The organism is Candidatus Neomarinimicrobiota bacterium (assembly GCA_036476315.1).
In the GTDB taxonomy this organism is placed as follows: domain Bacteria; phylum Fidelibacterota; class Marinisomatia; order Marinisomatales; family S15-B10; genus JAZGBI01.
This window is the reverse complement of record JAZGBI010000031.1, coordinates 19,029-43,815: the sequence shown is the minus strand read 5'-3', so window position 1 is coordinate 43,815 and position 24,787 is coordinate 19,029. Positions and strand designations below refer to the sequence as shown.

Sequence of the window (24,787 nt, the reverse complement as noted above, 5' to 3'; positions counted from 1 at the left end):
CTTTTCGTCGACAAACATTTTCCAGAGGCGGTTCAGAAAACGGTAGCAGCCCTGAAGACCCGAGGTGCTCCACGGTTTTGATTTCTCCAGGGGCCCCATGAACATTTCAAAAAGCCTCATCGAGTCGGCCCCATACTCATTCACAATCTCGTCCGGATTGATCACGTTGTTCCTGGATTTGCTCATTTTTTGGCCATCTTCACCGAGAATCATTCCCTGGTTGAAAAGTTTCTTGAAAGGTTCACTCGTGGATACATATCCCAGATCATGCAGGACATGATGCCAGAATCGTGCGTAGAGCAGATGTAAAACGGCATGCTCCTGTCCGCCCACGTACAAATCAACGGGCATCCAGTATTGCTCCTTCTCTGGATCCCACCCCTTCTCACGGTTGTGAGGATCGAGATACCTGAGGTAGTACCAGCTTGACCCTGCCCACTGGGGCATGGTATTGGTTTCTCGTACACCCGGTTCTCCGTCAACGGTAATATTGACCCACTCCTCTGATGATGCCAGGGGCGACTCCCCCGTGCCAGACGGCTCATAGTTCTCGAGAGCCGGCAGCTCCACGGGTAAGTCCCCTTCGGGGATACCTCGCGCCTCACCCCCAACATGAACAATGGGAAAAGGTTCCCCCCAGTATCGCTGCCTGGAAAAAAGCCAGTCTCTAAGTTTGTAGTTGATCCGGTACTTCCCTTTCCCGGTCTTCTCCAACCAGCCGATGATTTTCTTCTTTGCCTCCTCCACGGAAAGTCCGTCAATGCTGAAGGAGCCGTCAGGGGTAGTGGAATTGACCACCTTTCCCCCCTCAATATCCTCGTACGCCTCCTTCCTGATGTCGCCTCCCTTTACCACTTCAACAATGGGAAGATGATACTTCCTGGCGAATTCCCAGTCCCTCTGGTCGTGCGCGGGAACGGCCATGATCGCCCCCGTTCCGTATGTCATGAGGACGTAGTCCGAAATCCACACGGGTACTCGGGCTCCATTCACCGGATTGATTGCATGTGACCCGAGGAAGACTCCCGTTTTCTCCTCCGCCAGATCGGTCCTCACTCTCTCTGATTTCCGGGCAGATGACTTCAGATACGCATCCACGGCCTTTTCTCTCTGACCAACCGTAAGTTTCCCTACCATCGGGTGCTCCGGCGCTAGCACCATGTATGTGGCTCCAAACAAGGTATCCGGTCGGGTGGTAAATACAATAAGAGAGTCACTTATGCTTGGAAGTTCAAAAACTACATCATCTCCCTCGGCACGTCCTATCCAATTCCGTTGAAGCTCTTTTACGCTGTCCGGCCAATCCAATTGATCCAGTCCCTCGAGTAGACTTTCTGCGTACTTTGTGATCTTCAGCATCCATTGGCGCATGGGAACTCGGTAGACGGGGTACCCACCTCGTTCCGATTTGCCGTCAATCACCTCCTCGTTTGCAAGAACGGTACCCAGTTGGGGACACCAGTTCACTGGAACCCTCGCCTCGTAGGCGAGTCCCTTCTTGAAAAGCTGAAGGAAAATCCACTGGGTCCATTTGTAGTATCCTGGATCCGTCGTATTGATTTCCCTGTCCCAGTCGTATGACAAGCCCAACATCTTGATCTGTCTTCGAAAGTTGGCGATATTCTTTGCCGTCGTTGACGATGGATGGGTTCCCGTCTGGAGGGCATACTGTTCGGCCGGCAGACCGAAGGCATCCCATCCCATAGGGTGGAGCACGTTGAGCCCGCACATTCTTTTATGTCTGGCAACAATATCAGTGGCTATATATCCGAGAGGATGGCCCACATGAAGACCTGCCGCCGATGGGTAGGGAAACATGTCAAGTACATAGTACTTCTTCTTACCTGGATCTTCAGCCGCATTGAACAGTCCGTTTTTCTCCCAGTAATCCTGCCATTTCTTTTCAATGGACTTATGATCGTATCTTGACATGATCGTTTCGGGCGTGAAACGTGCTAAAGGGCTCGGTTATATCCCATTGAAAGTGGAGAAATGTGAAGATGGAGATTTGGAGGTAGTAATGGAGTAATGCGAAAATGGAGAATTGGAGGATTGAATAACCAAGTTGTTAGAAGTCACTCCGCTCTCCACCACTCCAATACTCCATTACCCCAGTTCTCCAATACTCCATCTCTCTAACCCTCCAATACTCCAGCAAATCTATGACCGTCGGGGTGGGGAGATTCGAACTCCCGACCTTCCCGACCCGTCGGGACGCGCCAAATCCTGATAGGAAGTAGAGTAATGCGAAAATGGAGAAATGGAGAATTGAATAACCAAGTTGTTAGAAGTCACTCCGCTCTCCACCACTCCAATACTCCAATACTCCATTACTCCACTACCCCAGTTCTCCAATACTCCATCTCTCCAACCCTCCAATACTCCAACAAATCTATGACCGTCGGGGTGGGGAGATTCGAACTCCCGACCTCGTCGTCCCGAACGACGCGCGCTAACCAGGCTGCGCTACACCCCGATGAAAACTGGAGCAATGGAGGAATGGAAATTTGGAGAATCGAGTAATCCAATGCGCATACCTGGCTCCGGTTTTCCAATTCTCCAGCACTCCACTACTCACATCCTCCAATGACTCATTATGGTCCAGGTGCCTGGAGTTGAACCGGGGACCTTCCCGACCCGTCGGGACGCTACACCCCGCTTTAAAATGGAGTAATGCAAAAATGGAGAATTGGAGAATTGAATAACCAAGTTGTTAGAAATCACTCCACTCTCTACCACTCCAATAGTGCATCTCTCCAATACTCCATTACTCCAATTCTCCTCACAAAACTAATGTACAATTTAGACTGACTTGGAGACGAATGACAGTCAAAAGACCAATTTCACCACGACAAACCCGCCCAGGAGAAGGGTGGCGAAGGCGACAGCCAAGATGTTGAAATACTTTTCGATGAATTCTTTGACACGCTCACCAAGGAAGTAGATCAATGCCCCTACTGCAAAGAATCTAAGAGAGCGCCCAACGGCCGATGCCACGACGAATTCCACGAAATCTGCTTCCACGGCACCCGCTGTGATGGTGAAAACCTTATAGGGAATAGGCGTCATCGCTGCCGTCAAAACGGCGATGAAATTGTACCGGTGGAAGATTCCGCTCAATGATTCAAACTGGGCCTGGTAGCCATACAACTCAATAATCGGCGAACCCACCAATGCCATGAACTTCAGGCCTATAACGTACCCCCCTACCCCACCAAGAACAGAGAAGAGGGAGGTGTACGCGGCGTATTCAAATGACCGCCTGGGAATCGACACCGCCAGCGCAATCAACAACACGTCCGCGGGGACCGGGAAGAACGATGATTCCGCCACGGCAAGAATAATCAACGCGGGAACGGCGTATGGAGTTTCCGCCCAATGGAGCACCCAATCGTACAGTCTTCTCAACCATCTAAACATACTGAGTTACCCTTTCGTCGTACGAATTTGACAGGTGAGTTTTTGAGCCTGAATCAACGTGGAGAAAGAAACGTAGTTCAGTATATCTCAGGGCGTCTGTCTCTGAGGAACATGCGTCTCGCCGGTGAATCCGCTACGCGAGAAAGATCCAGGTCTGCGATCAATGTGTGCTCCTTCCCTGCCGGAGCGCGAGTGAGGACCGAACCCTCAGGGGAAGTAATAAAAGATTCTCCGGAAAACTCCATGTCGCCTTCCCTGCCCACGCGGTTCACTAATGCCCCGAAGTAACCGTTCTGAAAACAAGCGACCTGCAGCTCCGCTTCGAATAGACCCGACGGCCACTCGCCTGCCGTTCCCGCCTGGGGCACCACGACCAGTTCAGCCCCTTCAACTCCCAGGGCCCTCATGTACTCCGGATAATGGCGGTCGTAACAGATAGCAACGCCGACTTTCGCTGCGGAGGTATGATAGACGTGAACCCATCTGTTACCTGGCGTGTAGTAATCCTTTTCATAGAAGTTTTCGTAATCGGCAATATGAATCATTCGGGTGACACCGAGAAGCGTGCCGTCGGAGTCGATCACGGGAGAGGCATCGTAAGTCCGCTCACCGTCACTTTCAAATAGATTCAGGACAACAATGATCCCGAGCTCTCTTGCTTTCCTGGCGAAGATATCGGTGGTAGGTCCAGGAATGACCTCAGCCAGGCGAGTAACATCACCTGTCGCCGGTTTCCTGGGAAAAAAGGGATCAAAAGCAAGCTCGGCAAAGGCCACAAGATCAACCCCCTCACGTGCAGCTTCTTCCAGATGTTTCACACCCCGCCGGATGTTGTCTTCTCGGTGGGAGCCGGGAAATTTCTGAATGAGGCCGATTTTCACTCTGTCGTCAGAGAACTTTGAAAACCTTGTCTTTCTTCCTCGCTTTCTTGCTTACTTTCAATCCGATACTGTCCCCCTTTTTTGCTTTCAGAACAGTCTCATGTTCGATCTGCATCGATTCCACATCCTGTTTGAAATCCGTCGTATTGCCCTTGATGTGAATCGCGTCTCCTCCTTGAAGCTTACCTTTGGTGATTTCGACAATAGCCACAGATATTTTTGAGAAATAGTTGGAGATATAACCAATTTCTTGTTCTTCCATGATCAATTCCTCCCAGGTATCTGTTTGATAATAAGTTCAGCAGAAACAGACAACAATTCAACGAAATTCCCAGCCAAAATGTAGAATCGCCAGTACTGTCGAAACGGCTCTGTTGGCTCAATCTCCTTTCATCTTCACTTCTGTCGGCATCTCCTCGAAGGCATGGTAGTCGTGCTCAAGCCTGTCCGGGTAGACTTTCACAATGCGCAATCCCAGCGGGTCGTCGCCCAGTGCTGCCCCACAGGAGCTCGTCGTAATCAGTTCGAGCTCACCGTCTCTCAGATAGGCGTTGCGATGGTAGTGGCCGGAGAAAACCGCATCAAAGCCATATTTGTGAAAAAGACCAAGTAACTCGAAACGCATCTCTTTCGGCAGGTTGAAATAGCCCTCATCTTCATCGAGGCGATTAATACAGAGAGGGTGATGCATGAAGGCAATCTTATGGGAAAAATGGCCCTTCTCCACCCGCTTCAGCGTTTCGTGCAGCCAGGACATCTGTTCCTTCGCCAGATCAGGCGCACCGTTCGGATTCTTCATGAGGTTCGATTCGAGAACGATGAAAAAACTTCGCTTATGTTCAAAGGAATACCATGTCCGGCCAAACCTGTCCGAATACCAGGCTATGGTTTCACGTGTCGGTTCTGAAGAAACGTCATGATTCCCGGCCACATTATGAAGGGTGATCCCAGGATCTATTGTCGCGGCATTGTTGAGGTAGGCGGCGGCAAGAACGTCATATTTCTGCAGTTCCGCGGGATCATTCCACTTTGCCGGATCATTGTCAGCATGGATGAGATCCCCACAGACAACCACGAAATCCGGTCTGAGCCGGTTGACGTGCGAGATGGTCTTCCCCCAGTTAAGGTCATTCTCTTGATTGAAAAAGAGCTGAGGATCCGAGGCAACCACGAAAAAATATGGCGATGGAGCCTGGGCGAGGAGAAAAGAGTAACTCCAAAGAGCCAGGGAGGTGAAGAGAAAAAGGAGGCGACTGTGTCTTACTCTTTCAGTATTGGATGAACCCATCACGATTCGAAGCTACAGCTCCACACCCAGGATTCTCCTGATGAGGAATCCTATCCAGAACGTCAAGAATGCCACCCCGAGGCTGATGGTGGCCATTTCCACAAAACGATTTCTGAACGAGATTTCTCTCACAACAGAGACATAAAATGTAAAAACCAGGATCACAAGAATCGCATTGAAAATCGTAAAGGCAAGACAGAAAAAATAGTCGGAAAAGACCAAGTACGGGAAAATGAGAAATATCACCGTTACGATGTAGGCAAGACCGGTATAGACGGCGGCGTTCAATGGATTTCTGGCATCCTCTTCCGTTTTGGTGGAGAGGTATTCTGAGGCGGCCATCGAGAGGGACGCTGCAATCCCTGTAACCATTCCCACCATGGCAATAAGCCTCGTGTTCTGCAGGGCAAGCGTGAATCCCGCAAGAGCCCCGGTGAGTTCCACCAGTGCGTCGTTCAATCCGAGAACCATGGATCCCACATACCTGAGCCGATCCTCATCGATCAAATCTATCAATTCTCTCTCATGTTCGATTTCCTCCCGGACAAGCATCTCGGCCGACGGCATGATTTCCATCATTGCCTCATAATTCTTCTGAGCTCTCTCCTCCCCCCTTTCCATGAGCTTCAATCCGAAGGTGAGACCGAGTATTCTCGCGATGAGATAGTACTTCACGATCATCCACCTGTTGGGCTTCACATCCTCCCGGGAGTGTTCCTTGAGAAAATTGTAGTGTCTGAGCTCGTCAGAGGATATGCGATCGAGGACATCCCTGTTGTGGGCAACCATTTCCGATCGGGAGAGTTTTCCGTAAATGATATACTCAGTGATTTCAATCTTCTGAGCTTTCAGAATTCTCTGTTTCAGCGCGTCGTCTATCGGTTTATCTACCACCGCTTTACCATGCATCACCAAACAGTCCTCCGTACGCGCCCATGTCATTACTTGACCCGTCGGGATCGTTGTATTCCGGTGCGGGGTTGCCGGTATCGATGCAGGGAGAATCGTCCTTCAGATGAAAATCGGCTCCGCTGAAATCGACAAAACGTGGGTGAAGGGTATCGATGTTACCCATACCCTCTGTTTCACCGGCGATGGCGCTGTACGATGCGTTTCTCCAGAGGACACCTTCTCCACCTCCGTACCGGTAGGTCCCCCCTTTACCCACAATACTATTCATTATATAAATATTGCCTTTTCCCCGCGCCTGACTCCATTGATCATTATGAAGCCCCGATTCATTTCCAACGATCACGCAATTTACAATAGTCGGGCTGGACGTAGCATCGACGAGGATTCCTCCACCCCCGTTCAAGGCGTAGTTATTGTCTATGATACAGTTTGTCAGAGTCGGCTCACCGTGAATGGATAGACCGCCCCCTCGGTTGCCCGACCAGTTGTTAGTGATTCGGGAATTCCGGAGCCTGGCACGGTCATGAATGCTCACACCACCGCCGTTGCCGCCGCCTTCCCCCCAGAAGGGACGCTTGGTATTATCCTCAATCACGCAGTTCCTCAGCTCGGCGCTGTCACGAACCGTGACCGCCGATCGTTCGTTGTATCCATCCCCCAACGATATGTCAAACGTGTAGATCCCTGTAATGAGGCAGTCCTCCAGCCGGGCTGTGCCGTGCAGGTCTACCGAGCCCCGGGTAATGGTAAAACCGCTCAAAACTCCACGGTTCATGGAGAACACCGTGCCTCCACGCTTCAGCACAGTTTCCTCCCTTCCAGCTACACTCCTGATAAATACGTCTTTACCCAAGAATTTAAATGGATGAACGTAGGTTCCGGGGTTGACATAAATGGTATCTCCATCGTCGATAAAAGGTGTATTGTACGCTTCCTGCAGCGCCTGGTATTCATCAGGGACCACGATATGCGTCGTCCGGAGCTTAATGAGGTCTGTTTCAACCTCTCTGTAGTTTCCGCTGTTATCCTCAATTCGAACCTTGTACTGAAATGTCTCATCATCATCAATGGTATCTGTATAACTCACCACCAGTGGATTCACAATCTCTCTCCTTACTACCCAGTACTCTTTGGCGCTACCAACCGCAGTCCGGTAGACCGTAAAACTTTTGAAATCCGGAATGGTGACTTCCGTCCAGGTGAGCGTGATAGGAACGTCATTCAAAATCCGCGGACCTCCCTCAAAATCGTGATCGAGCTCGAAAAAATCCTCATCTTTCGACAGTTCCGGCATAAACGGATTATCACACGAGACCATGAGAACGCCCAGTCCCGACATCACCGCAAGAAGGCCGAATACCACTCGATGTCGTCGGGTCATAGTCTAGCCCTCAGCGTGAGTATCTGCCTGTATTCGTCGTAGTAGTTGAAGAAGAGAATGTCCAGTTCGGAGCTCTGGCCTTTTTTTTTCATTGACAGCAGGTTTCGTAACGTATAAGACAAGCTCAGATGCACACTCCCAATATTCCGGTTCACAGTAACATTGAGATTGGCATTCTTCCTCGGTTCTATGAGGCGTGAAAATCCTTTGCCGATGACAAATCTCTCTCCTTCCCTGAAGTGATCAAAGCTCACTGAAAGCCAGTCCAGATTCCAGTCCGCGGCCACCACATATCGATGATCAGGTTTATTGGGAAACAGGGTCAGATTTTCAATATTGAGCCTTATGGCACTCGCCTGCAGTCGAAACTTTCCGCCCCAGGCTGATGCTGCAAGACTAAGCTCAAATCCGTTGATATCTGCATTAGCTTCATTATATGGCACAGGGGGTTCCTCGAACCTCCCCTTCAGATCCTTGTAGCCGATCTTGTTATCATAGTTGTTTTTGAAATAGGCCCCCTTGGCTTCAAGCGCAAACAGAATGGGAATTGTTGGAATATCCACCAGAGCAACTTCAAGATTTATTTCGGAGGTGTTCAAGTATTCCGCTGCTAGAGGGGCGTTGCGCAGTGAATCCGAACTCGTATTTGCCTGGATGAAGAGATCGTTCAGAGTGGGCGGCCTGTGATTGCTTCCCTGCCCTGCAAACAGAGCATAACGAAACCTGTCGCTAAGACCTTCCATCCGAAAGCCAATCCGTTTGTTGAGAAACTTAGAAACTCCCCGCGCGGAATTTTGTTCGGGACTGCCACGAACACCGGACGCAGAAGAGGTCACCTGCTGCTGCCGACGATGGGTCACGATCCTGTCGAACCGGCCGCTTACCTCCACGTGAAAGCGAAGAAGCGCGGCCTCTTCGTTTTGATTCATCCAACGTGTCGCGAGAACTAATCCATCCGACAGACGTGACAGTTCGTTGTCGCTGTCCGTGTATGTGTTCCGGTCAGGGTTTCTGAACGTCCTGTCTGCCGTGAATGTCTGATCTTCCCTCTCTATCTGAAAACTGGCCTCCAGAATCCGGAGATGCAAGGACTTGCCAATCCTGTAAGAAACGGTTTTGTCGTCCAATTCCTGGTTCATGTTGACAAAAAAATTGTTCACCTCAAACCAGCTGCGATTCCCGGAGAACAGCTCCCAGCCACTGGTGCCAAGTATGTTACCGGTGTAATGGACACTTCCCACCGTTTGTTGATCTCCGGATGCAACTTTGCCCGAAGGATAGGTGAGGGCATTTTGCAGCCGATACCATCTTGCCCTTGTTTTTCCTTTCGAAAAATCCAGATCCCCTAATAGACTGCTAAAACCGGAAGCCGTGAGCGTTCGGCCTTCGTAGGCACGATATCGCCCCGAAAACCTCCCCCCAAATGCCAGAGGTCCCAAGACGCGGGAGCCGCCCACAGAAAGATCCAGATCATCGTCAAAAGAAAGTCCCTCCCCCCAGTCGAAAGAGAAATCGTTTTCAGCCAGGCTGTGGGATGACAGATTCAAGACCCCTCCGAGATTCCCCTGGCCAAATAGATAGGCATTTCCTCCTCTCAGCACCTCGATTCGGTCAATGGAATAGAGATCGATCTGTGAAAGATCCGCCACACCCGTATTTGCACTGTTGATTTTGACTCCATCTAGATAAACGGCCACTTCGTTGGCGTTACTCCCGCGAATACTCACCGTCTGCGCGCCGGAACTCGATTGATCCACATAGAGAGAGCTAATTCTCCTGAGGGCGGAGCCCACATCCCGCGCTCCCTGGCTTTCGATCGATTCAATTTCCACAACATCCATGGCCGTTGAGACTTCCCTTTGGGATCGGGTTCTCTCTCCGACTACGAAAACCTCCTCACCTCTCAGGATTTTCGACGCCAGTGAAACGGTCACTGATCCAGGAAATAGAATATCCATTTCTTTCGAATCATAGGCAATATGTGAGACTAGAAGGGTCACGGGGTATACACCTTCCCATTCAATCTTGAACCTCCCTTCCCCATCCGTCGTTCCTCCCTGATCAGTACCCAGAATCACTACGTTGGCTCCCACGATTGGCTTAGAAGTCTCACCATCCAGAACTGTACCCTCCACCGCTCCACTGGCGAAACCAGTTGTCACCATAAGGGCGGCAAAGGTTGAGAATGCCCGGATCAGTTTCGTTCTGACCAAGATTCCGCTTTTCTAGAATAGCCCAGGGTGAAAGCCTTTCACATCATTTGGTAATTTCCGCAAGATCGAGGAGGAAGGCATAGATGAACGCGGTATCCTCATAGCGCTTGTATCTACCGGTACGTCCCCCGTGTCCGGCTTGCATGTTGGTTTTTAAGAGGAGCCTATTGCCGTCTGTCTTCACTGCCCGCAGCTTGGCGACCCACTTTGCAGGCTCCCAGTATTGGACCTGGGAATCGTGCAATCCCGTCGTTACCAGAAGATTTGGATAGTCCCGGGCCACAACATTATCGTAAGGAGAGTAGGACAACATATAGTCGTAGTATTTCTTATCATTGGGATCTCCCCATTCGTCATATTCACTCGTGGTAAGAGGAATTTCCGAGTCAAGCATGGTGGTAACGATATCAACCCAAGGCACCCTGGCCACAACTCCGTTAAATAGATCTGGAGCCATATTAACAACCGCACCCATCAGCAATCCTCCCGCGCTCCCACCCATGGCATACAATTCATCTGAACTGGTGTACCCTTCCTGGATGAGATATTCTGCGCATGCGATGAAATCGGTAAACGTATTCTTTTTCTTCAACAGCTTCCCATCCTCATACCACGCACGTCCAAGCTCTTGTCCTCCCCGCACGTGGGCGATGGCATAGATGAAACCTCGATCTATAAGACTCAGTCTTGGAGAGCTGAAAGTCGCATCCATGCTTGCTCCGTATGAACCGTATCCGTACAACAGCAGTGGATTGCCGCCATTCTTCTTGCCTTTGCGGTAGACGATGGATATGGGAATCTCGATGCCATCATCCGCCGTAGCGAACAGACGCAGCGTTTCATAATTGTTGGAATCGAAACCACCCAACACCTCGTCCCGTTTCATCAGCGTCTTATCACGTGTCTCCATGTTGTAATCAAAGACGGAATTCGGTGTGGTCATCGAGGTATACCCGTACCGGAGAACAGGAGTATTCATGTCAGGATTATTAGCCACGTACGCCAGGTAGGCCGGTTCGCCGAAATCAAGATCATGTTCTTCCTCATCACTCCACGGTACGATGCGAATATGAACCAGTCCTTTCTTCCTCTCTTGGAGTACCAGGTGATCCCTGAAAAGGGTGAATCCCGACAAGAATACATCGTCCCGGTTCGGGATCAGCTCCCTCCAGTTTTCTCTGCCCGTTTTCTCCGTTGGTGTCTCCATAAGACGAAAATTCCTGGCACGGAAATTCGTTCGAATGTAAAACTTGTCCTGAAAATGATCCACATCGTACTCATGATCAGGCTCGCGTTTCAGAAACACCTTGAATTCACCTGAGGGATCGTCCGCGTCCAGGAATCTGTATTCATGACTCAGAGTCTGGAAAGAGCCTATCATCAGATACTTTTTCGACTTCGTTCTCCACACATAACTCGAAAACGTCTCGTCTTTTTCCTCGTACACCAGCTCATCCTGGGATACGTCCGTCCCCAGAGCGTGGCGGTATATCTGATACGACCGGAGGGTGAGGGAATCCTGTTTGGCGTAGAACAGAGTTTTGTTGTCGTTTGCCCACGCCAAGTTTCCGCTGACCTCTGTGATCACGTCCCCGTACGCCTCCCCGTTATCAAGGTTCTTGAAATGGATTGTGTATTTGCGCCGACCGATCGTGTCAACGGCAAAAGCGAGAATATTCTGTCCCGAACTCACTTCACGTCCTCGAACGGAACAGAATTCGTGTCCCCTGGCCACCAGATTGACATCAAGCATTATCTCCTCAGGTCCATCAAGAGAGTCCCGCTTACGGCAGTGGATAGGATACTCTTTTCCATCTTCGTACCTGTAATAATAGTAGTAATCATCCAGTCTGTATGGAACGGAAATGTCTGTCTGCTTGATTCTCCCTTTGATTTCTTCAAAGAGAAACTCCTGGAACTTCTCCGTGTGGGCCATGACGGCTTCGGTATACTCATTCTCTGCCTCAAGGTAGCTGATGACCTCTGGGTCGTCCCGTTCCTTCAGCCAGTAGTAATTGTCAATCCGGACATTCCCATGTTCTTCCAAACGTTTTGGACTGACCTTGCCAACCGGGGGTTTTTGTTTTGACGCTTCAGAGGCCATGACACTAAAGAATAGAATGACAGCGAAACTCAAACTAAAGACATGCATGATGACTCCTCCTTTTAAAGTATGTATTGGCAGGCAAACAGCGAGAGTGGATAAAACAGAAATATCGCGGCAGCTCTAACCTGTCACCGAAGGCTGCCTGTGGTGGGGTTAACCCCGCCTGTCTGACCGCCAGGCAGGCAGTTCCGAAAGTTATCGAAACATGTGGCCCGTGGAAGATTCCGCAGAATGCGGGGAAGGGTGATTAATTCACGAGTACTCATGAATTAATCAGGCTAAAACTTCACGCCCAGAGTGGTCTGGTGAACATAGCCCAATCTGGCAAAATCGACCAGGGCGTAGTCGAGCTGCAACTGGTTAGTTCCCATACTGAAGGATCCACCGAGACCGTAGGAAAGTCTTGCGGTATCGTATCCGGAGAAATATCCTGTCCTGATTGACACCATCTTGTTCCACTGGTATTCAATTCCAAAATTGCCCCTGGTCCCTGCGTCATTGACTTCTTCGTACTGGCTCAGCACCGTGACGCGGGAAACGTCACTGGAAAAGGTCTGGTTGGATCCACCAATGATGTCCACCGCCACGCCCGCCTGAAATCTCCATGGTAATGGCCAAGCTTCGGTCTTGAGTCTAGCCCCTCTGGCATCAGTAAATCCGGGCTGCTCCAGCGGTAGGAGGAGATCTTGACCTTCAAGTGTCATATCCGGTCCCAGGTTAGAGACGCTCATTCCCAGCTTCATGCCCCATATCCCTGTTTCGAGGACCGATCCGATGTCAACTGCCACTGCCTGTGCTGTCTCGTGCCAGAGGTCTTCTCTTACGTATTTGACCGTTGCACCGAGCATCAGCCACTGTGTCATGTACCTTGCATAGCTCAGACCCAGTGCATAGTTCATCACGCTGAATATTGCACCTGTCCCCTCAGGCTCATCAATCGTCGTCTCTTCAATTACCCCTGAACTGAGAACGATTGCACTGATACCAATGGCACCGCTTCCTCCCACCTTGGTGACAAAACCGAGGAAGGAATGTTTGATTCCCACGAACAAATCGAAATAGGAAACAGCCAAAGCAAACCTGTCGATTGCGGCGATCCCCGCGGGATTCCAGTGAAGGGAAGCCACATCCCCGTAGATTCCCGAATGCGTACCACCCAGGGAAGACGAGCGAGCGTCCACGGGGAACTTCAGGAATTGGGCTGCGGACGTGCCGCCCTTGGTGAATTCCCCGTCATCCTGACCGGCGAGTGGAGCCAGGACGGCAGCGGTAACGAACAGACATAACAACTTCTTCATTCTCTCGTTTTCTCCAGTTGGTTAGGGAGGCGAAATCGTGAGAAACTTGCTGGAAATGATTCTTCCGAAACGGGCTGAGTCCACCTGGGCAACAATCTCCACAGTAACCGGGTTCCCTGATACCGGAACAACATCAGAGTAGTAGAAGTCGCTGGCAATGCCCGAAACGCCAGTGGTAGCGGAGCCATAAGATAGATCCTTCTCGGGTGCTATGGACTTGAAGTAGCCATACAATCCCCCGCCGATTGCCGGGGAGCCGTTGTTCAGATTCACCTGGACGCCTTCCAGAGGCAGCTGGTCTTCATTCAGGATCGTTATGCGAACCATCGTGGAATCCGGCTTTGAAAAATGCTCCCCGGAGACCAGACTGTCTGTAGACATCCACTCCGGCTCCCCGGGATCCTTGAATTCGAGAACGATGTAATATGGAAACCCGGCAACTACGCTCACCGTTACCGTCTGGGGACCGAAGCCCTCCCCCCAGATCAATGTCTCAGAGATTCCAGGCTCCCGGGACCCATAGAAATTCAGACTTGCTTCACCATTGGCATCGGTCGTAACGGTAATGCGCCTGGCCACATCCCCGTTATCGAGGAAATATCCGTGGCGATCCGTGAGCAATTCCAGAGTATAAGCTGATTCAAAAGCAGCCATATCGTCACCGTTCGCTTGAAATAGCTTAATATCCCAATGTGATGAGTCCCTCCCTCCTGAGAGAATTGTGGATCTGTCCACGCTTATCTCCGCTTCCGCAGGCCTCAGGGTCTCCGTTGCGGGACCTGTAACGTCCTCTTCTCTTTCACAGCTCACCATCAAAAAGAGAGGAACAAACGCAAAAGCTGCAAGATATTTCAGTATCCTGTTTGAGATCACCGGACCTCCTACTTTATGAGAACGAATTTCCCAGTAGTTTTCTTTCCTCCGGGTAACTCAACGACGTACAGATACAAACCGTAGGCCACTCCTTGATTACTCTCGTTTAGCAGGTTCCAATGCTCCCTCGAGACTGATGAATTCCGACGCCTGATCTTCTTCACGAGCTCACCGGTCATGGTATAAATGTAAATGTCACATGTGGGTGGCAGATTCGTGAAGGCGAGCAGTTTCCGGTTTGCATTTAACTCCCAGTCCGCTCTCACAATGTAGGGATTGGGCACCACCCGTACCGCTTCCAACTCTTCGTCTTCGATCTGTTCCCTCATGGAAAATCCTTCAACCTCAAACTGAAACACATCTTCGGTCGTCAACGGTTTCTGCGTTCGAATCAAAAGCTCATCTCCAGGCGATGGAGGCCAGGCCGGAATATATTGATACTGGATCGTAGTGTCCGTGCCCACGACAACCGTATCTGACGGAGTCAGAGTCGTTCTCCAGGAAAGATTGTACACCCACGTGGGAACGGTTTCTCCATCTATCACCTCATTCAGCTCGAATTCAAACTCCCCTTCTTCCTCGGAAACATCGATTGAAGTGTCCAGAAGCGCCGTGGTCTTTTCTCGACCGAGAGTGACGTTGTAGATGGCAAAACTCATCATATCCGGCGACGCTGTTTCCTTGAACATCATACTGTAGTCCCAGGGTTGTCCCGACCCGGTGTCTGCCTCCACTAGGGAGCCAAACTCCAGATTGGTAGTATCCCCCTCCACGTGAAGCCACCTGTTCTCCAGGAACTCCAGAATGTCATATTCATTAATAATGAGCCGTAAACCGTTGAAGACCTCTCCCCCGTCATCTCCTTCCGTTCGATCACTTCCCTCAACGAGCAGATTGCCTTGGTCATCTGTGACGGAATAGAGAAGTCGTTCAGGGCTCGTGACGTCGTCAAATGTGAGAGTATAAGTATGGGTTTCAGAGGCGGCATCGGGATTCACTAGCAATAGGTCAATGGATCCTTTTCCGAGTGAGTCGGGATCAGGCGAAACTTCATAGACAGTTGGAGGTTCGTACCCCGGTGGTTTCCGGTCGGGCACCACTTCCTCCAGGTTTGATACGCTTTCAGGGTTGTTCCCTTTCGCATTCTCCAGATAATTTAATTCTGCCCAATTGTCCGGATTCAGTGATGTATCGTTTTCGGCACTTATGCCTCTATCGTAGGCCGTCACTGCATACCAGTATGTCACACCGTTCCTTACGTCTGTATCGGTCCATGAGTGCTGAAGGCCCGTGTTGGAACCCCGGTTCAAATAGGGATATTCGGGGTCCAATCCACTGATGGTATTGTCCAAGTCAAACTGAGCCATTGGCTCGAATCCCATTTCATTACCAAGTCCGTCCGTAATTAATTCACCCCACTTATTATTCGCCGGATGGACGGCTGTTCTGTAAATCTTATACCCTTCAAAATCTTCATACCGCGTGAGAATATCCACCGCAGATTCCGCCGCCGCATCCCAGTAGAGCCTGACCTCTCCATCGCCGGGAATGGCGGTTAGCGTTGGGGCTGGGGGCGGATCGGCTCCCAGATAGTTCAGATTGTACATAATCTGGGCCGCGCGGGCGTTGAGTTTGAGATCTTCCAGATTATCACCCATAATGAGGGCGAAGGAGAAAGTTGTGGATTCACCCGGGATTAGCGTGAAGGGTCCCGAACTCATAATGAAGACACAATCGAGGTCTGTCCACTCCTCCCTCTCCATGATACTGTAATCGTCAAAATGGGTGTTCAACTTGCCGGTCTCATCGGCGTGAAACCATGCATCATCCGCAGTGTGGAGAGAGGTCAACTCATAGACTGTCCCATCCCACATGGTGTCGGCCATGAACAGTTCGCCCTGACTCACCTTGAAATCGCCCCACTCTTCATTCTTAGTATCCCACAGAGTCGCTTTGCTACCTCCGCTGAGTAGTTTGTACTGCTCCCATTCCTGCAATTCGCTCTCAATAACACCCGGGCGATTCTCCCATCTGAACCAGTGCCAATCGGTTATACCCAGCTGCTCCCCTTCTTTAATATCAATCTCACCGTCACCATCGAGATCGATTTCCTCTGTGGCCTTAGGGGTTTCGAGCAACTTGATGCACGTATAGGCAATGGGACCGGCTCCCCCATAGGGAGCAGACTCCTGGTCGTAAATGTATCCCATATTGTACCGGTAAGTGGTATCGAGCTCGGGATCATACTCTTCCCGGAGAAACGCCATCCAGTCTTCGCGGTGGTTGATGGTTCCTCCTTCGTCGTATTCAGGGGCATCGACGTCGATATAAAATCCGAGATAGACACCTTTCAAGGTGTCTTGCCCCGTGTACACTATTTTCATGGGAAAAAAAATGAGGTCCTCCGCAAACGAGCGTCCATACCCGATGGCCTGAATGTTCATCTCAACACCGAGGGAATACCCCTGTGTTGGATCGTCATCCGCTTCGCCATACTTCAACCCCTTGTTATTCAAGTCGAAATCATTCATGACGAAGAACAACTCCTGGTCACCTGTAAACTCACCTTCAAGCTCAACATCGTCATCTGTCCGGGCGATACCATCTGGACCGGGATCCATGGCCCAATCTCCCGGCCAGCCTGTTTCAGGCCAGGTCAGCTCATTGGTGCTGGTTGCCATGAGGGGATAGTGGGGAGGAGATCCTCTGGCGGCCACTTCATCGATGAAGACATTACTTGAATGGTATTTCCCCTGGTGTCCATCAGCGGGACCCCAGTCACCCCCCACATCCGTTTCGGTAACGGTGGGACCCAAACTCATTGAATCTCCCTTGGCGGGGCTCCAGTACCTGGGTGTCCATGGGCCTTCCGGAACCCCAATCATCATGGAGAGGCTGGGGATGTAGCCATATCCTTTGTACCAGGCTCCGGGAAGGGCCAGGTAGATCTCTTTGTTCCATCCCCAAATACTCGCCAGGTTTCCACTGTTGTCGAGACCGTGCTGAATCTTTCCGGCATCGATGACGCCCACGGCATAATCGATACTGCGCGCCGCCTTTTCCAGGCGCCGCTTCTGGTCCCTCATCTTTTCCTTGCGGTTGGAGGATGCCCCCAGCTCAGAGGCATGCCAAACAAGACACATCAGGATATACAGTCCTATCCGTGCCATCCTCACGGGAAATGAGCCTCCTTTCATCATCCTAGCTCTCAAAACTCAAATCGAATTCCCATATCGATCTGTCGGCGGATATCGAAGAAATCGGGGCGATTGAACTGGGTGCTATAGCCGGAAGCGACCGGGTCGGGCTCGGTGGGACTTCCCGTCGAAGCCCAGAGCGTCAGTGGGTTGAGTAGATCAAAAAGATTCAGAATGCGGGCGAAGAGCTCAATCCTTCCCCACAGAACCGGAAACCCTTTCCGAATATCGGCGTCGACGCGTGTCCGGGGGGGAAAGCGGGCAGACATGGGTTCCCCGGCCCGGCCCCCCACCACGGGAGTGTAAGGATAACCGGTCTGATACGAAACTATGAAACTCGTTGAAAACCGCTCGAGAGGATAACGGTTGAAAAACTTGGGACCAAAATGATCTGGAAACTGGACAAAGAACCACGCGTCCATGACGTGTGTTTGATCGTACTGCATGAGAAGTTCCCGTTTCGCCTCCGTCTCCTCCGTTTCCGAGTTCCAGTACCCCGTCCAGGAATAGTACCGGTTCGCCTTTGCCACGGAATAGGTATAGTTTACTTTACCCATGAAATAGTCGCTGAACTGTTTTTCCACGGTCACGTCAACGCCTCGGGCGGTCCCGTGATCGTAGTTATCAAAATTGTAGTAGTTGTACAGACCCAGGCTGTCAGGATCAAAGCCGATAATGTTCACGGTCCCCGAAAGGCCCGTGATCGATTTCGTCCAGGCGGTGACGTCGACCGCCCAGAGTCGGCCAAACTGTTGCTTGAAACCGAATTCATACTGCATGGTCCTTTCAGCCTGCAGATGGGGATTTCCGATGAGAGGCCTTGGCGTATCCAGGTCCCGGGTGGACGCACCCACATAAAGGTCGCGATAAGAGGGAACCTGAAAGAAATGACCATAATTGAAGTGAAAAGTGGTTCTGTCAGTAACTCGGTAGCCGAAACCCAACCGGGGGCTTACCTGCCACTTGTGACGCCCACGCACCACTTTCGTGGTGGGGTCTTTTGGGTCGCTCCACAATTCACCCCGTGAGTCGGAGTAGTCAATTCGTCCCCCAATGTTCATAATAACTCGTCCCAGATCGAACTGATCCTGTAGATAGGCCGAGGCTTCCTTGGGATGCTCTAGGTAATTGTCCGCATAGGGGTTCTCGAGATAGGGGAGCTGGATTTCGCGGAAGTAGATATCGTATTGACGAAATTCAAACCCCGTCTTTATTTCGTGGCTTTTCGTAATCTGACTGGTTAGGTCACTCTTAATACCATATGACTGTTGAAAATCCCGGTGCCAGTATCGCATGAGTCCGCCGCGGTAGACGTACACGCCTCGTGAGGAATCGAATCCCACCGTGGCCAGAGGATTGTAAAATCCAGACGTGGAACTCGAGCTTGGATGATCCGGTTGATTCTCCACATAATGCCACATCTCATCCGGGTCATCCGGAGCTCCCACTCCGTCATTGTCATAGTCATTCCTGTTAAGCCCGGGACCAAATTCATCTGAGTGGAGACCAGGTATCCGGTAGGTGCGTGATTTCCAGAAACGGTTGAAGTTCAGCGTGTAGTACGTCTCGGGACTCAGCTGGTGATTCAAGGTAAGTCCTTGCTGTTCGGTTCTGTCCGACGTGATATGCCGGGATTTCATGGAATATCGATATGAATTCACGTAGTTCCGGAATTGCTTGTCGGCTTTCCGGTGAAGTATGTTGATCTTGATCGCCGGAAACGGGCTGTAGGTCAACTTTGCGGAATAATCCCACCTGTCATCAAACCCGAGCGCCTGCCAGCCGGTAGAATTGTCAAATGGATGGGACCTCCGCTCTTTTCCGTAAGCGAACGTGTAGGTCGTGTCCCCCACGCGCTCGCCAAAGTTCTTGTCAGTGGGGTCGGAGATAAGGGTGGAGTCGTAGGTAATATCATCGAACTCAAATACCGAATAACGTTTGAATCGCTGTTCACCGGAGAGAAAGAACGAGAGTCCGGGTATTCCCGGTACAGGTCCCCCGATGGAACCGAGAATATCGTGATAATCACGCAGGGCATCAGGAGTCGAAATGGGCTTGAGCCCTTTCCCCCGGCCATCGATATCCGCCCAACCGCTTGAACTCACCTCAAGGGAAGTGTGAAAGCGGCTGCGTCCCTCTTTGGTCACAATATTTACAACCGCGGCCTGGGCCTCGCCGTACTCTGCCTTGAAGCCTCCCACTTCCACCTTCATCTCCTCGATGGCAGCTCGATTGACAAAAGTGCCCATTCCCGCGTAGATGGCATCCTCAACGTACATCCCGTCAACCAGGTAGGCAATCTCCCCGCTTCGGCCACCTCGTACGTGTGTCTGGTCAATCCCCCTGTCTTCAAACCCGGCCACTTTGTTGAACGATCCTTCCACCTGGGTTACGCCTGCCTGAAGCCGGAGAATTTCCTGGGAACTCGTTACAGGCATGACCTTGATTTCCTCAGAGCGAATAGAGATAGTCTTGTTGGTCACCCGCGGCTCAATAAGAGGTCGCCTCGCCTGTACAATCACGGTCTCGAATTCAACCGCCGCTATCTCAAGCTGGACGTGTACATCCGTTGTTCTATCGATCCATACCTTGACGTTCTGAACTTCCGTGGTTCTGTATCCCACCATGGAAAGGGAAAGGGCGTACGTTCCCGGCGCGATATTCGAAATGAAGTAGTAACCGGTGAGATCAGTGGCAGCTCCGCGTTCCGTTCCCGAGACAACGACATTGACTCCAACGAGCGGATCACCGGTTTTCCTCTCCTTTACCGTCCCCTGAATCTTTCCTGTCGTCCCTGCCATGAGTGTCTCGGCGACCAGGGACACAAAAATGAGCGATACTCCGAAGACGCGCAATTTGAGAAGTGATCCCATTATGGCTCCTCCTGGTTCATGTTCTTCCCTGACCCCTGATTACGCAAGGGAAATCAGGAAGCGTTCTACCATGTCAAACGTTGCACCCCAACTGCCACAGCTTTTTTGAGGTTAACCTCAGGAGAAATATATCATATTAACGGAATTTTTTCAACCCCATTATCCAGGAGCCGGTCGCTACCCAAACGTACGCTTGAACTGAGAATAGTCGAAGATTTTCAACCTTCGTCCGCGACGCTGGATCATACCCTCTCTTTCGAACAGCTTCATCGTTCTGGACACTGTCTCCCGGGAAGTACCTGCCATATTGGCAATATCTTTGAGATAAGGAAGACCATTGACTTCAATCACCCCTTTCTGAATGACGCCGAGTTCCTCAGAAAGCCGGAGAAGCGTCATTCCGATGCGATGCGCCGCATCACTTAAGGATAATCCTTCAATCTGCGCGTCAATTTTCCTTATTCTCCCCGCCATTTCCGCAAGAAGGGAGATTGACACCCTGGGGTATTTTTCCAGGAAAGCCAGAAAATCGCCCCGCTTTAGAATCAACACCTCGGAATCCTCAAGAGCCACTGCATTGGCTGATCTCGTCTCTTCATCCAGGAGGGACATCTCCCCAAAGAATTCGCCCTCGCCCAAGATGGCAAAGACGACCTCCCTACCGTCGGCACTCAGACGATTGATTTTGACACTCCCCTTGCTGATGGTAAAAAAGGTGTCCCCCATTTCATCCTGCATCAGGATCATATTATTCTTCCGGTAGAATCGTTTGCTCATTCTGTCGAGAAGCTCTTGCAAAACTGCCATGGAAAGATCGATGAAAAGAGGGACGCTTCTAAGGAGTTCTATGTCGCTCGTGTTCACTGGAGTGAAATGAATAGAAAACGATTCAAGACTTGCTTCCGGTTACCGCCATTGACGCGGGAAAAGCCAACCTGAATAATTCAGGCTAAAAACCAATATTGATGAATGGCATGAATGGAATACCTCCACTCACGGGATTGAAGTTCAGTACGCCGATCTGAACTCCTCTCAAATGATCACTTCTGTTAATGACTCCAATTTGAACACCGTAAAGTCTTTCGCAGGTGTTCAGGAGACCCCACTGAGCACCGTACACCTTTCCGCTCTTATTGTAAACGCCGGTTTGGTAACCTATTACAGTGTCGTTGATTTCATTAATGAAGCCGTTATCGAAGCCGAACAGATTCTCATTCTTTCCGTAGAGTAGGGTGATCCTCAGACCATAGATGTCAACACGAGCAGGGACGAGTTGAAGAGGATAAAGGACGGAGAATTGAAACGGAGACCAGCTCATTCCCCACGCGGTGGTGATTTCTTCAATTTCCCCGTGGTCAGAAGTAAATGTACGTGAGATCGAGGTCGTGACTTTGTCGAAAGCCGCCTCGAGTTGATGGGAAACATCTTCAGATTCTTCATTCATGGACCGGGATGCAGTGACGGGACCCTCACCCGCCAGTTCTCTTCCGACGTCTGTGATGACCGGGAGGAGTCGGTCAATTGTTCCCTTATGATCGCGGGTGACCGCCCTCACAATTCTGGCTGTCTCCACGTCAAACAGACGCACATCAACGGCGAAGCTTTGGCCAAGCCTCCCCACCGTGCCACTCACCATTTTCATGGCACCGAGAATCAGGCCAGCCTGCACCAGACACTCTTGCGAAATACAACCCGTTTGCTGAAACCCCTGTTCTCTCATGATTTCTTGCATCTGAGACCGTTCCACCACCTGGTATCGACCATCCTGAACAAGAGTCGACCGCAATCGTTCAGTCAATATCTCTGATTCATGAGTCGATATTCCCTTACCTTCCAGGGGAAGAACGGCGATCGTGGTCAAAGAGTCCGGGGGCGGAGTGCCGGAACTCACGGTTTCTTGCCCCGAAAGAAATGAAACAAAACCTGAGAAAAGAATAGATGAGATGAGGACTTTCATGATTTCCAGTTCAAAGCTGACTCCCCTTTATTTGAACTGATTTGCATTCACTCCACAGTCTTGGTGTTTTCCTTCACCACTGGCCTATGAATCGAACACGCTTCTGTAAGGAACGCCTCACAGCGGAATATACCAAAAGTAACTATTTCTTGGCCCACAAGCAATATGAGTAGACTTTTGTATCCTGAATTAGCATTCATGGGGGAAATAGAGGAAGGGACCAGCCAAATAAGGACAGGTGAATTGCAATTTGACAGTTACCCGGCGTTTGATTACCTTCTGACAAGTGTCTGAAGAAGTCAAATCCTCCCTGTCTGAAACAAGGACATATCCGATTCTTCGTCAAACGTGAAACCGGCAGAACTCAATACCTATAGAGAAAACTTCCTTGAGAACTTTCCTCGAATTCACATGAATACGACCCCAGGAGACGCGCTGTTTCTCAGGATCCTGGTAACATTCATGAACGCCAAGCGGGGAGCGGAAATCGGTTCGGCCAACGGTTACGGTTCCATCCACATGGGAATGGCATTCGAACTGACGGGAGGTCATCTCTATACGATGGCCATCTCAGGGGACATGGTAGAGGAATGCCGCGAGAACCTCCGGAAGGTCGGCCTCGAAAAGTCCGTGACCTGCCTCGAAGGAGATGCTCTCGATGTGATTCCCACACTTGACGGAGAGTTCGACTTTGTGTTCATCGATGCGGCCAAGCGGGACTACTTCAAGTACTTCAAGCTCCTGGAACCGAAGCTCAAGCGACGTGCCGCAATCGTAGCGGACAATGTCATCATCCATGCCGAGGAGATGAGAGAGTTCATTCAGACCGTGGAAAATGATCCAGCTTATGATATGGTCGTCATACGAGCCTCCGAGGAGAAGGGGGACGGAATGGTCGTGATCCTCAAGAAAGAATGAAATCACACTCCCTCCCCGGTCTGTCTCAAGGAGATAAGGCCCATCCATTCAGTAACCTCACTCCCCTGCCGGTTTGACTTTTAAGAGAAACCGGCCCGAAATCTCCTTCTCGGCGATTGCCATTCTACTGCTTGTCTTATTGTTTTTCCAAACCGGTTGCGCACCGAAAATCATAACGACTGAAACCGTCCACGACGGGCTTCGGTCAAGTATCAGCTATGATGTAGACGACGGCGATTCTGCCGTGGTAAAGATGTTGACATTTCACAGGAACGACCGGCCATGGGAAGAGATACACTACGAGTCAGGCAATTTCCACGGCGGATATCAGTTGTGGTATGAGAACGGTCAACTGAAAACCGAACAGTACTACAAAAAGGGATTCCCTGTCAAGAGGTGGACCTGGTGGGATCAAGAGGGAAGAATGGATTCGGTGAAGCATTTCTCCAGAGGGAAACTCGACGGCGAAACGATCGCCTGGAGGAAGAATGGACGTAAAAAGAGAGTGGTGCGGTACCGCGAGGGATTCTTGAGCGGGGCGTCAAGAGCATGGTTCCCAAACGGACAGATTGAATCCCTTGAGGAGTACAAGGCAGATAAGCTCCACGGTAAATCGAGAGAGTGGGCTGAGAACGGGAGACTGCTCGAGGGAAAACTGTTCAGGAACGGGCTTCCGCACGGCAAGTGGAAATGGTGGAACGAGTTTTCCAAACTGGACTCACAAAAAGTCTATCACGCCGGACATCTTCATGGTCTGTCAAGACGCTGGTACGGAAGCGGAAACCTGCAATCTGTCGAGAGATACAGAGCAGGAAAAAGGGAAGGCAGGTCCACTCTCTGGTATGAGGATGGAACGAAAAAGCTCCAGACGGATCTTAAGGATGGCTTGAGACACGGCAAGTCTGTCAAACGGTACTCGACAGGAGTGACCGCCTCTGAATTTGAGTATGTCGAAGGCCTCAGGCACGGAGACCAAATCAGATGGTCACCCTCGGGTCAGATGCAGGAGCACGCTATTTTCCTCTCCGGAAAGCCTCATTCCGCGATTAAGTGGCATCCGACGGGTATCCTGAAGAACGTGACCGCGTTTTCGGAGGATGGACCTTTCTGGACAGTAGCATGGGATCGTCATGGAAGGAGAATCGAGCCCGGGAGAAGAAGAGACTCAACCGAAACGGTGAGAGAATGGTACCCCAATGGCCGGGTTTCGAGGGAAGTGGACTACCAGCAGGACGAGAAACATGGAGTGGAAGTTCAATTCGATGTGAGCGGAAAGGTTCAAAGTCTCACCGTATTCATCAAAGGGATTCCCGTTCAGGAAATGACGTGGTCCGAAAGGGGAGATGAACTTACTGAACGGGTCTTTCAGGACGGCAGGCCACTCTGGACACGGGAATTTGTTCAACCTAACAGGTGACCTGCTGATGACTTGTATCACTAATTCGCCTTTACTTGACAATGTCATTGTA

General features: G+C 50.8%; 17 protein-coding genes and 1 tRNA gene. 2 read left to right on the top strand and 16 right to left on the bottom strand.

The annotated features are described in order from the left end of the window. From leuS to V3U24_03575, 16 genes are all read right to left on the bottom strand, one after another. On the bottom strand, positions 1-1,932 hold a 1,932-nt coding region (gene leuS / locus V3U24_03650), incomplete at its 3' end, for a leucine--tRNA ligase (protein ID MEE9166544.1). A 469-nt stretch (positions 1,933-2,401) separates the two neighbouring features. After that, positions 2,402-2,476, bottom strand: a tRNA-Pro gene (locus tag V3U24_03645). 353 nt (positions 2,477-2,829) lie between these two features. After that, on the bottom strand, positions 2,830-3,420 hold the full coding sequence (locus V3U24_03640; protein MEE9166543.1) for a VTT domain-containing protein: 591 nt from the start codon (positions 3,418-3,420) through the stop codon (positions 2,830-2,832). Positions 3,421-3,497: 77 nt separating this feature from the next. Next, positions 3,498-4,301 carry a nitrilase-related carbon-nitrogen hydrolase gene (locus tag V3U24_03635; GenBank protein ID MEE9166542.1) on the bottom strand — a complete coding sequence of 268 codons (804 nt, stop codon included), beginning with the start codon at positions 4,299-4,301 and terminating at the stop codon, positions 3,498-3,500. 7 nt (positions 4,302-4,308) lie between these two features. Continuing rightward, positions 4,309-4,563, bottom strand: coding sequence for a hypothetical protein (locus V3U24_03630; protein MEE9166541.1), 255 nt, complete (start codon positions 4,561-4,563; stop codon positions 4,309-4,311). Positions 4,564-4,680: 117 nt separating this feature from the next. Continuing rightward, positions 4,681-5,589, bottom strand: coding sequence for a metallophosphoesterase (locus tag V3U24_03625; protein ID MEE9166540.1), 909 nt, complete (start codon positions 5,587-5,589; stop codon positions 4,681-4,683). Between the two features lie 12 nt (positions 5,590-5,601). Further along, positions 5,602-6,498 (bottom strand): VIT1/CCC1 transporter family protein, encoded by an 897-nt coding sequence (locus tag V3U24_03620; GenBank protein MEE9166539.1) that lies wholly within the window; start codon positions 6,496-6,498, stop codon positions 5,602-5,604. Beyond that, positions 6,488-7,882, bottom strand: a complete 1,395-nt coding sequence (locus V3U24_03615) for a right-handed parallel beta-helix repeat-containing protein (GenBank protein MEE9166538.1) — start codon at positions 7,880-7,882, stop codon at positions 6,488-6,490. Before V3U24_03615 ends, V3U24_03620 begins: the two co-directional genes overlap by 11 nt. Then, positions 7,879-10,095: a TonB-dependent receptor gene (locus V3U24_03610; protein MEE9166537.1), complete on the bottom strand. Its 2,217-nt coding sequence runs from the start codon at positions 10,093-10,095 to the stop codon at positions 7,879-7,881. Before V3U24_03610 ends, V3U24_03615 begins: the two co-directional genes overlap by 4 nt. Positions 10,096-10,138: 43 nt before the next feature. Beyond that, complete coding sequence (locus V3U24_03605; GenBank protein ID MEE9166536.1) at positions 10,139-12,199, bottom strand: S9 family peptidase; 2,061 nt, start codon at positions 12,197-12,199, stop codon at positions 10,139-10,141. A 281-nt stretch (positions 12,200-12,480) separates the two neighbouring features. After that, positions 12,481-13,500 (bottom strand): PorV/PorQ family protein, encoded by a 1,020-nt coding sequence (locus V3U24_03600; GenBank protein ID MEE9166535.1) that lies wholly within the window; start codon positions 13,498-13,500, stop codon positions 12,481-12,483. Positions 13,501-13,521: 21 nt separating this feature from the next. Further along, on the bottom strand, positions 13,522-14,373 hold the full coding sequence (locus V3U24_03595) for a hypothetical protein (GenBank protein ID MEE9166534.1): 852 nt from the start codon (positions 14,371-14,373) through the stop codon (positions 13,522-13,524). A gap of 8 nt (positions 14,374-14,381) precedes the next feature. Continuing rightward, positions 14,382-17,573 (bottom strand): hypothetical protein, encoded by a 3,192-nt coding sequence (locus tag V3U24_03590; GenBank protein MEE9166533.1) that lies wholly within the window; start codon positions 17,571-17,573, stop codon positions 14,382-14,384. 8 nt (positions 17,574-17,581) lie between these two features. Beyond that, on the bottom strand, positions 17,582-20,443 hold the full coding sequence (locus V3U24_03585; GenBank protein ID MEE9166532.1) for a TonB-dependent receptor: 2,862 nt from the start codon (positions 20,441-20,443) through the stop codon (positions 17,582-17,584). Positions 20,444-20,620: 177 nt separating this feature from the next. Next, positions 20,621-21,307, bottom strand: coding sequence for a Crp/Fnr family transcriptional regulator (locus tag V3U24_03580; GenBank protein ID MEE9166531.1), 687 nt, complete (start codon positions 21,305-21,307; stop codon positions 20,621-20,623). 85 nt (positions 21,308-21,392) lie between these two features. Beyond that, positions 21,393-22,400, bottom strand: coding sequence for a CsgG/HfaB family protein (locus V3U24_03575; protein MEE9166530.1), 1,008 nt, complete (start codon positions 22,398-22,400; stop codon positions 21,393-21,395). A 348-nt stretch (positions 22,401-22,748) separates the two neighbouring features. On the opposite strand from V3U24_03575, the gene V3U24_03570 reads away from it, so the two are divergent. Continuing rightward, positions 22,749-23,318 carry a class I SAM-dependent methyltransferase gene (locus tag V3U24_03570; GenBank protein ID MEE9166529.1) on the top strand — a complete coding sequence of 190 codons (570 nt, stop codon included), beginning with the start codon at positions 22,749-22,751 and terminating at the stop codon, positions 23,316-23,318. A gap of 73 nt (positions 23,319-23,391) precedes the next feature. After that, the gene (locus V3U24_03565; protein MEE9166528.1) at positions 23,392-24,735 is read left to right on the top strand and encodes a toxin-antitoxin system YwqK family antitoxin; all 1,344 of its coding nucleotides are present in this window, start codon (positions 23,392-23,394) and stop codon (positions 24,733-24,735) included. The last annotated feature ends 52 nt before the right edge of the window (positions 24,736-24,787 follow it).